The 14,216-nt window shown below is 76.0% G+C and carries 12 protein-coding genes; 8 read left to right on the top strand and 4 right to left on the bottom strand.

Going from position 1 to position 14,216, the window contains the following annotated elements; all coding sequences use genetic code 11:
- The first annotated feature begins 608 nt into the window (after positions 1-608).
- The 3 genes from ACZ6Y1_RS07185 to ACZ6Y1_RS07195 are packed head-to-tail and all read left to right on the top strand — an operon-like array spanning position 609 to position 4,813.
- The gene (locus ACZ6Y1_RS07185; protein WP_469624326.1) at positions 609-1,442 is read left to right on the top strand and encodes a M55 family metallopeptidase; all 834 of its coding nucleotides are present in this window, start codon (positions 609-611) and stop codon (positions 1,440-1,442) included.
- A gap of 1 nt (position 1,443) precedes the next feature.
- Positions 1,444-2,811, top strand: a complete 1,368-nt coding sequence (locus tag ACZ6Y1_RS07190; protein ID WP_469624328.1) for a M20/M25/M40 family metallo-hydrolase — start codon at positions 1,444-1,446, stop codon at positions 2,809-2,811.
- Between the two features lie 19 nt (positions 2,812-2,830).
- Positions 2,831-4,813, top strand: a complete 1,983-nt coding sequence (locus tag ACZ6Y1_RS07195) for a S9 family peptidase (RefSeq protein WP_469624330.1) — start codon at positions 2,831-2,833, stop codon at positions 4,811-4,813.
- 49 nt (positions 4,814-4,862) lie between these two features.
- Here the strand turns inward: ACZ6Y1_RS07195 and ACZ6Y1_RS07200 are convergent, their stop codons facing one another.
- On the bottom strand, positions 4,863-5,621 hold the full coding sequence (locus ACZ6Y1_RS07200; protein WP_469624333.1) for a hypothetical protein: 759 nt from the start codon (positions 5,619-5,621) through the stop codon (positions 4,863-4,865).
- Between the two features lie 34 nt (positions 5,622-5,655).
- Here ACZ6Y1_RS07200 and ACZ6Y1_RS07205 point away from each other — a divergent pair, with 34 nt between their 5' ends.
- Positions 5,656-6,210, top strand: coding sequence for a GNAT family N-acetyltransferase (locus ACZ6Y1_RS07205; RefSeq protein ID WP_469624335.1), 555 nt, complete (start codon positions 5,656-5,658; stop codon positions 6,208-6,210).
- Between the two features lie 64 nt (positions 6,211-6,274).
- Positions 6,275-8,236, top strand: coding sequence for a DUF5107 domain-containing protein (locus ACZ6Y1_RS07210; protein WP_469624338.1), 1,962 nt, complete (start codon positions 6,275-6,277; stop codon positions 8,234-8,236).
- Positions 8,237-8,273: 37 nt separating this feature from the next.
- On the opposite strand, the gene ACZ6Y1_RS07215 is transcribed toward ACZ6Y1_RS07210, so the two are convergent.
- The gene (locus tag ACZ6Y1_RS07215; protein WP_469624341.1) at positions 8,274-8,807 is read right to left on the bottom strand and encodes an LppU/SCO3897 family protein; all 534 of its coding nucleotides are present in this window, start codon (positions 8,805-8,807) and stop codon (positions 8,274-8,276) included.
- A 94-nt stretch (positions 8,808-8,901) separates the two neighbouring features.
- Entirely contained in the window at positions 8,902-9,717 is an 816-nt protein-coding gene (locus ACZ6Y1_RS07220) for a class I SAM-dependent methyltransferase (RefSeq protein WP_469624871.1), read from the bottom strand.
- Positions 9,718-9,944: 227 nt separating this feature from the next.
- Between ACZ6Y1_RS07220 and ACZ6Y1_RS07225 the strand changes: the two genes are divergently transcribed.
- From ACZ6Y1_RS07225 to ACZ6Y1_RS07235, 3 genes are all read left to right on the top strand, one after another.
- On the top strand, positions 9,945-10,517 hold the full coding sequence (locus ACZ6Y1_RS07225; protein ID WP_469624343.1) for a TIGR03086 family metal-binding protein: 573 nt from the start codon (positions 9,945-9,947) through the stop codon (positions 10,515-10,517).
- Between the two features lie 192 nt (positions 10,518-10,709).
- The gene (locus tag ACZ6Y1_RS07230) at positions 10,710-11,927 is read left to right on the top strand and encodes an aminotransferase class I/II-fold pyridoxal phosphate-dependent enzyme (protein WP_469624345.1); all 1,218 of its coding nucleotides are present in this window, start codon (positions 10,710-10,712) and stop codon (positions 11,925-11,927) included.
- 551 nt (positions 11,928-12,478) lie between these two features.
- On the top strand, positions 12,479-13,648 hold the full coding sequence (locus tag ACZ6Y1_RS07235) for an MBL fold metallo-hydrolase (RefSeq protein WP_469624873.1): 1,170 nt from the start codon (positions 12,479-12,481) through the stop codon (positions 13,646-13,648).
- Here the strand turns inward: ACZ6Y1_RS07235 and ACZ6Y1_RS07240 are convergent.
- Complete coding sequence (locus ACZ6Y1_RS07240) at positions 13,596-14,216, bottom strand: DedA family protein (RefSeq protein ID WP_469624875.1); 621 nt, start codon at positions 14,214-14,216, stop codon at positions 13,596-13,598. The two genes, ACZ6Y1_RS07235 and ACZ6Y1_RS07240, sit on opposite strands and share 53 nt — an antisense overlap.

Raw genomic sequence — 14,216 nt, forward strand, 5'->3', positions numbered from 1 at the left:
CGGAACGCAGCCCAGTCCTGACCGGGACCGGCCCAGCAGGGGCCCCGGAGGCGCCCGGCCGAAGCGCGGACCGCCCAGGCCCGGCCCCGGGCCGTCCTGACCAGCCACTGGCCACCGGCCCGGACCGGTCCGGGCCGGTGGCCCGGCCCGGCCGGGCCCCGAACGCGCCCGTCGTGACCGGCACCGGCCCGGATGGGCGGCGGCCCGCCCCGGCCGTAGCACGGCCGCGCCCCGGCCCGGCGGCCCGGCCGGAGTGCGGCCTGATCGGGGCCGCCCCGGCCCGGGCATCGGACGTGCCCGGCCGGGGTGCGGCCCGTTCTGGCCCGGCACCGGCACCGGCACCGGCGCCGCCGCCGGACGGCGCGGCTCGTCCTGACCGGCCACCGGCCGGGCCGGCCGGGCCGGCCGGGCGGCGGTCCGTTCGGGGGAGTCGGTGGGGGCTCACCGGATCGGGTGGATTCCGGGGCCGGAGGCGGACCTTCCCGAGTCGCCGGGAGACGGGCGTGGCCGCGGGTCCGGGCGGCCGGGACGGTCTAGGCTGGGCGCCGCGCGTGCCGCCCGCGGCCCGCGCGACCGCGCGACCGCGCTACCGACCGCCCGGGGGCCCGATGAAAATCCTCATCTCCGCCGACATGGAAGGCGCCACCGGCGTCACCTGGCCCGCCGACGTGCTGCCCGGTACACCCCAGTGGGAGCGCTGCCGGGGCATGTTCACCTCGGACGTGAACGCCGCCGTCCTCGGCTTCTACGACGGCGGCGCCGAACAGGTCGTCATCAACGAGGCGCACTGGACCATGCGCAACCTCCTGCTGGAACGCCTCGACGCGCGCGCCGAGATGCTCACCGGCCGCCACAAGTCCCTCTCCATGGTCGAGGGCGTCCAGCACGGCGACGTCGACGGCATCGCCTTCGTCGGCTACCACACCGGCGCCGGCTCCGAGGGCGTGCTCGCCCACACCTACCTCGCCAACTCCATCACCGGCGTCTGGCTGAACGGCACCCGCGCCAGCGAGGGACTGCTGAACGCCCACGTCGTCGCCGAGTTCGGCGTCCCCGTCATCCTCGTCACCGGCGACGACCTGACCTGCCGGGACGCCGCCGGCTACGCCCCCGACGCGCTGACCGTCGCCGTCAAGGACCACGTCTCGCGCTACGCCGCCGTCTGCCGGACCCCCGCCCGCACCGCCGCCGACATCCGGGCCGCCGCCAAGGAGGCCACGGCCCTGGCGGGCCGCCGCGAACCGGCGCCCGGCGGCCCGTACACCATGGAGCTGGAGTTCGACGCCGAGCACCTGGCCATGGCCGCCACCGTGGTCCCGGGCGTCGAGCGGTCCGGGGAGCGGAGGGTCGCCTACACCAGTGGGACCATGTACGAGGGGATTCGCACCTTCAAGGCGGTCACGACGGTCGTCTCGGCGGCGGTGGAGGAGCAGTATGGCTGACATGCACGCAATCAGCAGCGAGGACACCGGTGAGGGCACGGGCGAGGACACCGCCGTCGACCGGGTGGCCCTCGACGAGGCCGTCGAGTTCACCTCCGGCCTCATCCGCATCGACACCACCAACCGGGGCGGCGGCGACTGCCGCGAGCGTCCCGCCGCCGAGTACGTCGCCGAACGGCTCGCCGCCGCCGGGCTGGAGCCCGTCCTGCTGGAACGCACCGCGGGCCGGACCAACGTCGTCGCGCGGATCGACGGCACCGACCCCTCCGCCGACGCCCTCCTGGTCCACGGCCACCTCGACGTGGTCCCGGCGGAGGCCGCCGACTGGAGCGTCGACCCCTTCTCCGGCGAGGTCCGCGACGGAGTGGTGTGGGGGCGCGGCGCCGTCGACATGAAGAACATGGACGCGATGGTGCTCGCGGTCGTACGGGCCTGGGCGCGCGCGGGCGTGCGGCCGCGCCGGGACATCGTGATCGCCTACACCGCCGACGAGGAGGACAGCGCCGTCGACGGCTCGGGCTTCCTCGCCGACGAGCACCCGCACCTCTTCGAGGGCTGTACGGAGGGCATCAGCGAGTCGGGCGCCTTCACCGTGCACCCGAACCCCGGCCAGGCCATCTACCCCATCGCGGCGGGCGAACGGGGCACCGCCTGGCTGAAGTTGACCGCCACCGGCACCGCCGGGCACGGCTCCAAGCCCAACCGCGCCAATGCCGTGAGCCGGCTCGCGGCCGCCGTCGCGCGGATCGGCGAGTACGAGTGGCCCGTCCGGCTCACCGACACCGTCGCCGCCTGCATCACCCAACTCGCCGCCCTCCAGGGGCTGTCGGTGGAGCCGCGCCGGCCCGGTTTCGACCTCGACTCGGTACTCGGCAAGCTCGGCCCGGCCGCCCTCCTGGTCGAGGCGACCGTCCGCAACAGCGCCAACCCGACCATGCTCAGCGCCGGTTACAAGCTCAACGTGATCCCCGGCGAGGCCACCGCCTACGTGGACGGCCGGATGGTGCCCGGCGGCGAGGACGAGTTCATCGCCACCCTGAACGAGCTCACCGGACCCGACGTGCGCTGGGAGTTCCACCACCGGGAGGTCGCCCTCCAGGCCCCCGTGGACGGGCGGACGTTCGCGGTCCTGCGCGAGTCCGTCGAGCGGTTCGACCCGGAGGGGCACGTGGTCCCCTTCTGCATGGCGGGCGGCACCGACGCCAAGCAGTTCTCCCGGCTCGGCATCACCGGCTACGGCTTCTCCCCCCTGAAGCTGCCGCCCGGCTTCGACTACTGGGCGCTCTTCCACGGCGTGGACGAGCGGGTCCCCGTCGACGCCCTGCACTTCGGCGTCCGCGTCCTCGACCGCGCGCTGCGCGCCCTGTGAACCGGGCCCGGTGACGGCGGTGGAGACCCGGCCCTACGGCAGCTGGCCCTCACCCATCGACGCCGCCCTCGCCGCCTCGCTCGACGGGCGGCCCGAGTACCTCGGCACGGTCGGCCCCGAGGTGTGGTGGACCGAACCCCGGCCGCGCGAGGCCGGCCGCCGGACCCTCGTGCGCCGCCGCACCGTCGACGGCAGCCCCGAGACCACCGAGCTGCCCGCCCCGTGGAACGTGCGCAGCAGGTTCACCGAGTACGGCGGGCTGCCCTGGACCGGAGCCGAACGGGAGGCGGGCGGGCCCCTGCTGGTCTTCGTGCACTTCGCCGACCAGCGGCTGTACGCGTACGAGCCCGACGCGCCCGGCGGCCCCCGGACCCGCCCGCTCACCCCCGTCTCCCGCGTGGGCGGCGGGCTGCGCTGGGCCGAGCCGGTGCTGCGCGGCGGCGAGGTCTGGTGCGTGCTGGAGGAGTTCACCGGGCCCGCCCCCACCGACGTGCGCCGCGTCCTGGCCGCCGTGCCGCTCGACGGATCGGCTGCCGAAGACCGCACGACGGTCAGGGAGTTGACCGACGACCGGCACCGCTTCAGCACCGGGCCCCGGATCTCCCCCGACGGCCGGCACGCGGCCTGGCTCGTGTGGGACCACCCCCGGATGCCCTGGGACGGCACGGAGCTGCGGCTGGCCGCGATCACCTCCGACGGCCGGCTGACCGGGGCGCGGACCGTGCTCGGCGGCCCGGAGGAGGCCGTCGCGCAGGTCGACTGGACGGCCGGCGGGAGCCTCCTCGCGGTGAGCGACCGCGGCGGCTGGTGGAACCCGTACCGGGTCGACCCGGAGACCGGCGAGGCGGTCAACCTGTGCCCCCGCGAAGAGGAGTTCGGCGGCGCGCTGTGGAAGCCGGGGCTGCGCTGGCTCGCCCCGCTGGAGGACGGGCTCGTGGCCGTGCTGCACGGGCAGGGCTCCTCGGTGCTCGGCATCCTCGACCCGGACAGCGGAGACCTGGTGGACGCCTCCGGGCCGTGGACGGCCTGGCAGCCGGCGCTCGCGGTGAGCGGCACCCGCGTCTACGGGGTCGCCGCCAGCCCGCGCAGCGCGTACGAGGTGGTGGAGCTGGACACCGCCACCGGGCACGCCCGGGTCGTGGGGGCGCATGCCGCCGACCCGGTGGATCCGGCCCACTACCCCGAACCGCAGAGCCGCACCTTCTTCGGCCCCGACAACCGGGAGATCCACGCCCACGTCTACCCGCCGCACCACCCCGCCTGCCGGGCCGCCGCCGACGAACTGCCGCCGTACGTGGTGTGGGCCCACGGCGGCCCCACCGACCACGTCCCGCCCGTACTCGACCTGCACATCGCGTACTTCACCTCGCGGGGCATCGGCGTCGTCGAGGTGAACTACGGCGGCTCCACCGGCTACGGCCGCGCCTACCGGGAGCGGCTGCGCGAGCAGTGGGGCGTTGTCGACGTGGAGGACTGTGCGGCGGTGGCCCGGGCACTGGCCGACGAGGGCACCGCGGACCCGGCGCGGCTCGCGATCCGCGGCGGCAGCGCCGGTGGTTGGACCGCGGCCGCCTCGCTGGCCGCAACCGGCCTGTACGCCTGCGCCGCGATCATCTACCCCGTGCTGGACCTGCTCGGCTTCGCCGAGGAGACCCACGACCTGGAGTCCCGCTACATCGACGGACTCGCGGGTCCCCCGCAGACGCTGCCCGTGCTGTGCCGCGAACGCTCCCCGGTGGCCCGCGCCGACCGGATCACCGCACCGTTCGTGCTGCTCCAGGGGCTGGACGACCCGGTCTGCCCGCCCAGCCAGGCCGAGCGGCTGCTGGCCGCCCTGCGCGGCCGGTCGGTGCCGCACGCCTACGTGGCCTTCGAGGGCGAGGGGCACGGCTTCCGGCGGGCGGAGACGATGGTCCGGGCGCTGGAAGCGGAACTGTCCCTGTACGCCCAGGTGTTCGGCATCGACCGCACGGACGTCCCCCGTCTGGCCCTGCACGACTGAGCCCGGCCGCCGCGCTGACCGCCGCGGCGCTGGGGTTCCCCTACGGGCTCTACTCCTCCCGGCGGCGCGGGTAGCGGGTCCGCCCGCTCGTGCGCAGCCAGACCCGCAGCGGGCCGATGGGGGTGAAGCCGTGCCGGACGGCGGCGGCGAGGCCGTCCCCGGACTCGTATCCGACCAGGTCGCGCCCGGGCCAGCGGGCGGCGGCCGCGCTGAAGGCGCCCGTCCAGGCGGCGTCGGCGTCGGCCCCGTCATGGGCGAACAGGTTGGACACGCCGACGACCCCCGCCGCCAGGTTCACGACGGCCCCCGCCACGACGCGGCCGTCGCGGCGGCCCGCCAGGAAGGCGATCTCCTCGCCGAGCAGCACCGGGCGGAACAGCCCGGTGCTCTCCTCGCCGTCCCAGGCGGCCTCCCAGTCCGCCAGCTCGCCCCCGTCCGCGACCTCGCGCCACTCCAGGCCCCGGGAAGGGGCGCCGCCAGCGGTGGGAGCGCCCGCCGGGCGGTGTATCCACTGGGCGTCGAAGAGGACTTCGAAGCCGTCGCCCTCCAGGTTCAGATCGGCGAAGCTGTCCTTCACCGAGCAGCCGGGGCTGTCCGTGTCCATCCGCCCCAGCAGGCTCTCCTCGGGCGTCCCCGGGGCCAGGGTCACGGCGTCCGGGTACAGCGGAGGGGTCCGGGCGGTGCTGAGCCAGAAGGACTCCCCGCCGAAGTCCGCGGGCAGGTCGTGCGCGCGGCAGACGGCGTGGCAGAAGAGGGCGTTGTTCAGCACCGCCGGGCGGAGGCGCGCATCGAGATCACCTGTGGTCACGCCGGTGATGGTGCCATACACGTAGCCTGGGTCCGTGACCTTTTCCCCCTACCTCCGCGAGGGTGCCCGCGTGGGCCTGCGGCCCTACCGGCCCGCCGACGGACCCGAGTTCACCGCCCGTGCGCACGAGAGCCGCGAACTGCACCGCCCGTGGCTGTTCCCGCCCGCCACGATCGAGGAGTACGAGCCCTACGCCGCCCGGCTGGCCGAGGGCGAGGGACGCGCCGGCTTCCTGGTGTGCGAGCGGGAGACGGGGGCCATCGCGGGCTTCGTCAACGTCAACAACATCGTCCGCGGCGCCTTCCAGTGCGGGGCCCTCGGCTACGGGGCCTTCGCGCACGCCGCCGGGCGCGGGCTCATGCGGGAGGCGCTCGCCCTGGTCCTCGCACATTCTTTCGCCCCGGAGAGCGCGGGCGGCCTCGGGCTGCACCGCCTGGAGGCCAACGTCCAGCCCGGCAACGCCGCCTCGATCGCCCTGGTCCGGGGCGCGGGCTTCCGGCTGGAGGGGCTCTCCCCGGACTTCCTGTACGTCGACGGCGCCTGGCGGGACCACGAACGCTGGGCCATCACCGCGGAGGCCTTTGCGTAATCCTGACCGGTGGTGATCCGCGGAACCCCTGTGCACCGGCCGCCGTGGCGTGTTCCATTTCCTCATGGCCACCACCGTCCGACGCGCCGTACTGACCCTTCCGGCAGCCCCGTTGGGCCCGGACAACCCACTGCCCCCGCTGCGCACCGCCGACGAGGTGCACCGGCTGGAAGAACGCTCGCGCGAGGGGATGCCCCGCGACATGGCGCGCCAGCTCGGGTACGAGCCGCTGCGCTCCCTGCTGCCCGCCCGGATCCGGGACGGCTACGGGCGGGACCGGACCAGGACGGAGTTCGACGCGGTCGTCATCGAGAACGAGCACCTGCGGGTGACCGTCCTCCCCGGCCTCGGCGGGCGGATCCACTCGCTGGTCCACCTGCCGACCGGCCGTGAACTGCTCTACCGCAACCCGGTGTTCCAGCCCGCGAACTTCGCCCTCAACGGCGCCTGGTTCTCCGGCGGGATCGAGTGGAACATCGGGGCGACCGGCCACACCACCCTGTCCTGCGAGCCGCTGCACGCCGCGCTCGTGCCCGCCCCGGACGGCGGTGCGATGGTCAGGCTGTGGGAGTGGGAGCGGCTGCGCGACCTGCCGTTCCAGGTGGACCTGTGGCTGCCCGGGGAATCGGAGTTCCTGTACGTGGGCGTCCGCGTGCGCAACCCGCACGAGCGGCCCGCGCCGGTGTACTGGTGGTCCAACATCGCCGTCCCCGAGGACGAGGGCACCCGGGTCCTCGCCCCCGCCGACGAGGCCTGGCACTTCGGCTACGAGCGCGCGCTGCGGCGCGTCCCCGTGCCGCGGTGGGAGGGCGCGGACCGCACGTACCCGCTGCGCAGCGAGTACCCGGCCGACTTCTTCTACGAGGTCGAGGAGGGCGCCCGGCCCTGGATCGCCTCGCTCGGTGCGGACGGGCGCGGGCTGGTGCAGACCTCCACCGGCCGGCTGCGCGGGCGCAAGCTGTTCGTGTGGGGTGCGGGGGGCGGCGGCCGGCGCTGGCAGGAGTGGCTGACCGAGCCGGGCACCGGCGGGTACGCGGAGATCCAGGCGGGGCTGGCGCGGACCCAGCTGGAGCACGTACGGCTGGAGGGCGGGGCGGAGTTCAGCTGGCTGGAGGCGTACGGCCCGCTGTCGGCGGAGCCCGGCGCGGTGCACGGGGAGGACTGGGCGGCGGCGCGGGGCGCGGCCGAGCAGGCGCTGGCCCGGGCGCTGCCGGACGAGAGGGTGGAGGCGGCGTACAAGGCGTGGCGGGAACGCGCGGACGCCGAACCGGGGGAGCGGCTGGCGGCCGGCTCCGGCTGGGGCGCGCTGGAAGTGATGTGCGGGGGCTTCAAGCTGCCGGGCACCCCCTTCGAGGAAGCCCGGCTCGGCGAGGAGCAGGCCCCGTGGGCGGAGCTGTGGCGCACGGGCGTGTTCCCCGCGCCGCGCCGGGTGGCGCCGCCGGGACCGAGCCTGGTGGGCACGCACTGGCGGGACATGCTGGAGACGGCCCCGGCGGACCCGCTGACCGAGTACCACCTGGGCGTGGCGCAGTGGCACGCGGGCGATGTGGCGCAGGCGGTGCGGAGCTGGGAGCGCGGGCTGGCGCTGGCGCCGTCGAGGTGGCCGCTGCTGCGGTGCCTGGCGGCGGCCGACGCGCTGGCCGGGGCGACGGACCGGGCCGCCGACGGGTACGCGGCGGCCTTCGAGGACCTCGTGGCTGAGAGCCGCGGCGGCGAGGCGTGGACGGCCGCGGAGTCCGCGCTGGGGCGGGAGGCGATGGCGGCCCTGCTCGCGGCCGGCCGCCTCGCGGGGGCGCGGTCGGTCTGGGACCGGCTCCGGCCGGCCCTGCGCGAACAGGGCCGCTTCCGGCTGCTCGCCGCGCGGTTGCTGGCGGCGGAGGGGCACGTCGCGGCGGCGCGGCGGGTGTTCGACGACGGGTTCGACGTCGCGGACCTGAGGGAGGGTGAGCTGACCCTGGCGGAGGTCTGGTCGACGATCACCGACTGCCCGCTACCGCCCCGCTACGACTTCCGCATGCGGCCGTAGCCCGCCGGGGGCGGGGAGGCCCCCGGCGGCAACGCCGCTACTTCTTGATCTCGTTGATGCAGAGCACGAACTGCTTGCCCGACCTGCGCCGGGAACCGCTGGTCTGCTCGTAGTAGCCGGTGTCCGACTTGCCCTCGCACTTGCCGCTGTCCAGCGTGTCGGGGATCACCTCGACCACCTTGTAGGTGGCTTTGGCGTCACCGCACCCCACCACCTGCAGGTCGGGGCTGATCTGGGTCCCGTTGTTCTTGAGGCAGTCCCCGGCCTTCGCGTGGTCGGCGTCGTCCTGGCTCAGGAAGTAGCCGACCGCGATGACGATGACGGCGATCACGGCGCCGACGATCTTCAGCTTCTTCAGGATGCCCATGCCGCCGCCCCGGGCCGGCGGCGCCGGCGGGGCGGACCACTGCTGCTGCGGCGGGTACATCTGCTGCTGCGGTACGCCGCCGTACGGAGGCTGACCCGGCTGCTGCGGGAACCCCTGCCCCGGCTGGGGCGGGTAGCCCTGCGGCGGCTGCTGCCCGTACGGGCCGGGGTAGGGGCCGGGGCCCTGCTGCGGCGGGTAGGTCATATGGGAGTCCCCCAGTGGCGTGCTCGCGATTCTTGACGTGGGCACGCTATATCAAGCGGTCAGCACCCCTCGAACCGCGTCCGCCGGGGCGGGGTCAGGCCCGGCACAGGATCTCGCCGTTCGGGACCATGAACCAGGCGTCGGGCTCCGCGCCCCAGGCCCGCCACGCGGCGGCGACGGATTCCAGGCCGGCGGCGGTGGCGTGGCCGCCCCCGGTGGCGATCGACGCGTACGACGAGGCCGTCGTACGGTCCGCCCACAGCGACGACCACCAGGCCGTCTCCTCCGGGGTCGCGTAGACCCAGTTCGTCGCGCTGGAGGCCACCTCCGTGAAGCCCGCCGCCCGGGCCCAGGCCCGCAGCCTGCGACCCGCGTCCGGCTCGCCGCCGTTGGCCCGGGCCACCCGCTGGTACAGGCGCTGCCACGCGTCCAGGCCCGGCGACTCCGGGTACCAGGTCATCGCCGCGTAATCGGCGTCCCGCGCCGCCACGATCCCGCCCGGCCGGCACACCCGCCGCATCTCGCGCAGGGCCCGCACCGGGTCGCCCACGTGCTGCAGGACCTGGTGGGCGTGGACCACGTCGAACGAGTCGTCGGGGAACTCCAGCGCGTGCACGTCCGCCGTGCCGAAGCGCACGCCCGTCACCCCGCGCTCCCCGGCGTAGGCGCGGGCCTGCTCGACGACGTCCTGCGACGCGTCGACCGCCGTCACGCTGCCGCCCGGTGCGACCAGCTCCGCCAGGTCGGCCGTGATCGTGCCCGGCCCGCAGCCCACGTCCAGTACGGACATGCCCGGCCGCAGCTCGCCGATCAGGTACGCCGCCGAGTTCCGCGCGGTGCGCCAGCGGTGCGAGCGCAGGACCGACTCGTGGTGGCCGTGGGTGTAGACGGCGGTCTCGTGGGCGTTCATCGCGTACTCCTCCTCGTCGAAGCACTGCTGTGCCGGCTGCTGTGCTCGCTGCTGTGCTCCCACCGTAAAGGATCATGTCGGCATGTGAGATATGCGTTTTGACATGTGGACACGAGCGTTGTCCGGACAGGGAACCGGGTCGGCCGGTGGCAGGGGAATGCGGGTGCGAGGAGAGTGGGCCGCATGGCGGGAATCGCGGGACATCCCGGTGGAAGGCGGTGAGGGGCATGTCCGAGACGCTGCTCCGGCTCCACGCCCAGGCGCTCCGGCTCTTCGGTGAGCGGCTGCGCGCGATCGAGGACGGCCAGTGGGGCGCGCCGACCCCGTGCACCGACTGGGACGTGCGGGCGCTCGTCAACCACGTCACGGGGGAGCAGCTCTGGATCCCGCCGCTGGTCACCGAGGGCCGTACCGTCGAGGAGCTCGGCGACGCCTTCTCCGGGGACGTGCTCGGCGACGACCCGCTCGCGGCCTGGGAGGCGGCCTCCGCCGCCGCGCACGCGGCCTTCGCCGCGCCGGGCGCGCTGGAGCGGACCGTGCGCCTCTCGTACGGGCCCGCCCAGGCCATGGCGTACTGCTCCGAACTGACCGCCGACTGCGTCGTGCACACCTGGGACCTCTCCCGGGGCATCGGCGGCGACGACCGGCTGCCGGACGACCTCGTCGAGTTCTCCATCAAGGAGGTCATGCCGTACGCGGACAGCCTCGCGGCCAGCGGCATGTACGCCGAGCCCCTGGAGGTCCCGGCGGGGGCGGACGCGCAGACAAGGCTGCTCGCGCTGCTCGGGCGGAAGGGCTGAGCCGGGTCGAGCGGGGCGGGCCGGGTTGAGCTGGGCTGAGCTGGGCTGAGCTGGGCCGATTCGTGCCGTACCGGCCCGGGCCGCGGCCGGGGGCAGCATCACAACAGGCATATCCGCTTGAATAATCGTATAAAGGGCAGCGTTGGGTGAGACGGGCGGTTCCGGCGCGGAAGGCGGGAAACGGTGGCGGGGATGCAGCGCACGGCGGCGGAGGGCCGCGGCCCGGTGCGGTACGGCCCGCCCGCCCCCCAGCCCGGCCTCCCCGTACTGCCCGAGCTCCTCGCCGTACTCGCCTCGGCCGCGGGACGCTCCGCCCCCGAGGCCCCCGGCGGCGGCCAGGCCCTGCGCGAGGCCGCCTGCCGGCACTGGGGGCGGCGCGGACTCCCCACCGCCCCGGAGGACGTGGCCGCCGGGCCGGGTGCGCCGGCCCTGCTGCTCGCCCTGCTCGGGGCCTTCGGCGGGGACGTGATGCTGCCGAGGCCCTGTCCCGCCTGGTGGACCCCCCAGGTCCGGCTGCTGGGACAGCGGGCCTACCACGTGCCCACCCCGGCCGAGTGCGGCGGCGTACCCGACCCGTACGCCCTGCTGGAGACCGTACGGCGGGTGCGCGCGGAGGGCGGCGACCCCCGGGTGCTGCTGCTCTCGGTCGCCGACGACCCGACCGCCACCGTCCCGCCGCCCGAGGTGCTGCGCGAGGCCTGCGAGGCCGCCGAGGCCGCCGGGCTGTTCGTCGTCAGCGACGAGAGCTGGCGCGACACCGTGCACCGGCCGTCCGACACGCTGGTGCTCAGCCCCGCCGAGATGCTTCCCGAACGGGCGGCCGTCCTCCTCGACCTCTCCGGGGCGCTGCTGCCCGCCGGCTGGCCCGCGGCCGTGCTCCGCTTCCCCGGCACCGGGCGCGGCACCTGGTTGCGCGCCCGCACCCTCGACGTGCTCACCGCGACCGGCGCGCTCGTCGCCGGCCCCGTCGCCGGGGCGGCGGCGCACGCCCTCGACGAACCCGAGGCCGTCGCGGTACGGGCCCGGCGGGCGGCCGCCCTGCACGGCGAGGTGGCCGCGGCCGCGCACCGCACGCTGCTGGAGGCGGGCGCGCTGGCCCTGCCGCCGGAGGCGGGCCGGCACCTGTACGCCGACCTCTCACCGCTGCGCGCCGGACTCGCCCGCCACGGGGTCGGCGACGCGATGGAGCTGGAGGACTGGCTCGGGGCCCGGCTGGGCGCGCCCACCCCGGGCGGACAGCGGTTCGCGGACGAACTCGGTGCGCTGCGGGTGCGGTTGTCGACCGGGCCGCTGCTCGGAGCCACCCACGAGGAACAGCTGGCCGCCCTCACCGCGCGGGATCCGCTCGCACTGCCGTACGTACGCCGCTCCCTGGACCTCCTCGGATCGGTCCTGGCGGGGCTGGCGTGACTCCTCCTCAGCCCGACCGACCGACGCGACCCGGTGAACGGAGACTACCGATGAGGGACCGGACGGAAGCCCCCACCGCAGCGCCCGCCGCCGCCCAGTACTCACCACCCCCCGCCCCGCCGGCCGTGCCCGCGCCCCCGCCCGGCGACCACCCCACCCCACGGGAAGCCCCGCCCGCGGCCCCGTCCGCCCTGGCCGGAGGCCCGTCCGCGCCCCAGCCGGTTCTGCCCGCGGGCCCACCCGTCCCGCCGGAAGCCCCGCCCGCGGCCCCGTCCGCCCCGGCGGGAGGCCCGGCCGCGCCCCAGCCGGTTCTGCCCGCCGGCCCACCCGCCCCACCGGAAGCCCCGCCCGCGGCCCCGTCCGCGCCCCAGCCGGTTCTGCCCGCCGGCCCACCCGCCCCACCGGAAGCCCCGCCCGCGGCCCCGTCCGCCCCGGCCGGAGGCCCGTCCGCGCCCCCGCCGGTTCTGCCCGCGGGCCCACTCGTTCCGGCGGAAGCCCCGCTCGCGGCCCCGTCCGCCCCGGCCGGAGGCCCGTCCGCGCCCCAGCCGGCTCTGCCCGCGGGCCCACCCGTCCCGCCGGAAGCCCCGTCCGCCCCGGCCGGAGGCCCGTCCGCGCCCCAGCCCGGTCCGGCCGCGGGCGGGGCGGACGCCGCCGCGGCCGTCGGCGGGTCCGGGGGGCTGCGGCCGCTCGGGGAGCACCGGCGGTGGCCCGCCTCGTTCGCGGACCGGCTGACCACCCCGCTCCCCGGTCTGCGCGCGTTCGCCCGGCTCGCCCGGGAGGGCGCCTTCCGGCCCGGTCCCGAAGGGCTGCGCGGCATCCCCGACCTGCCGTTCGCCCCCGCCCCGCTGCCCGCCGCGGAACCGGGCGCGGTCTGCGTCACCTGGGCCGGGCACGCCAGCTGGGTGCTGCGGACCGGCGGGCTGACCGTGCTGACCGACCCCGTCTGGTCCCGGCGCATCCTGGGCACGCCCTCCCGGATGACCCCCGTGGGAGTGCGCTGGGAGGACCTGCCGCCCGTCGACGCCGTGGTGATCAGCCACAACCACTACGACCACCTCGACGCCCCCACCATCAGGCGGCTGCCCCGGCACACCGCCTTCTTCGTCCCGGCCGGCCTCGCCCGCTGGTTCCGCCGCCGCGGCTTCACCCGGGTCACCGAGCTCGACTGGTGGGAGTCGGCCGAACTGGGCGGCGTGCGCTTCGAGTTCGTCCCGGCCCACCACTGGTCGAAGCGGTCCCTGATCGACACCTGCCGTTCCCTGTGGGGCGGCTGGATCCTCACCGGCACCGGCACCGGCACCGGCACCGGCACCGCCCCCACCCCCCGCAAGCTCTACTTCGCCGGCGACACCGGCTACGGGCACTGGTTCGAGGAGATCGGCCGCCGCCACCCCGGCATCGACCTCGCCCTGCTGCCGATCGGGGCCTACGCCCCGCGCTGGTGGCTCCGCGACGTGCACGCCGACCCGGAGGAGGCCGTCCAGGCCTGCGTCGACCTCGGAGCCCGCCGGATGGCCCCCATGCACTGGGGCACCTTCGCCCTGTCCGCCGAACCCGTCATGGAGCCCCTGCACCGCGTCCGGGCCGCCTGGGCCCGCGCCGGCCTGCCCCGCGAGCACCTCTGGGACCTCCCCATCGGGGCCTCCCGCAGCCTCGGCCGGGAGGACGTCACCGGGCCGGTCCGCCGCGCACCCGCCGCCACCCCGCCGGACCCGCGCTGATCAGCAGGGTCAGCGCGACCGCCAGGGCCACGCCCTTCCACGGCTCGGCGAACAAGGAGCCGCCAAGGATGCCGATCAGCCCGTACGTGGCCGCCCAGGCGAGGCAGGCGGGGGCGTCGCCGCGGGCGAAGCGGCGCAGCGGCAGCTCGGCCAGCAGACAGGCCACCATCACCGGGATGCGGCCCGCCGGGACCAGCCGGGACAGCACCAGGACCAGCACCCCGTGCTCGTCGAGCCGCGTCTGCGCCTGGTCCAGCCGCTCCGGCGCGGCCCGCCCCCGCAGCCGCTCCAGCCACCGGGAGCCGCCCCGTGAACGCACCCCGCGGTGCCCGAGCCAGTACAGCGTGACGTCCCCGGTGAAGGCGGCCAGCGCCGCCACCGCGAACACCAGCAACACCCCGAACGGCAGCGACTGCTGATGGAACGCCACCACCGCCGCCGAACTCACCAGCGCCCCGGTCGGGATCACCGGCACCAGCGCGCCCAGTGCCACCAGCACGAACAACGCCGGGTACCCCACCACCTGCTGGGTGCTCTCCTGCGGCACCTGGCCGGCCGCCGCCGCCAT

This window comes from Streptomyces sp. NPDC053432 (assembly GCF_055585365.1).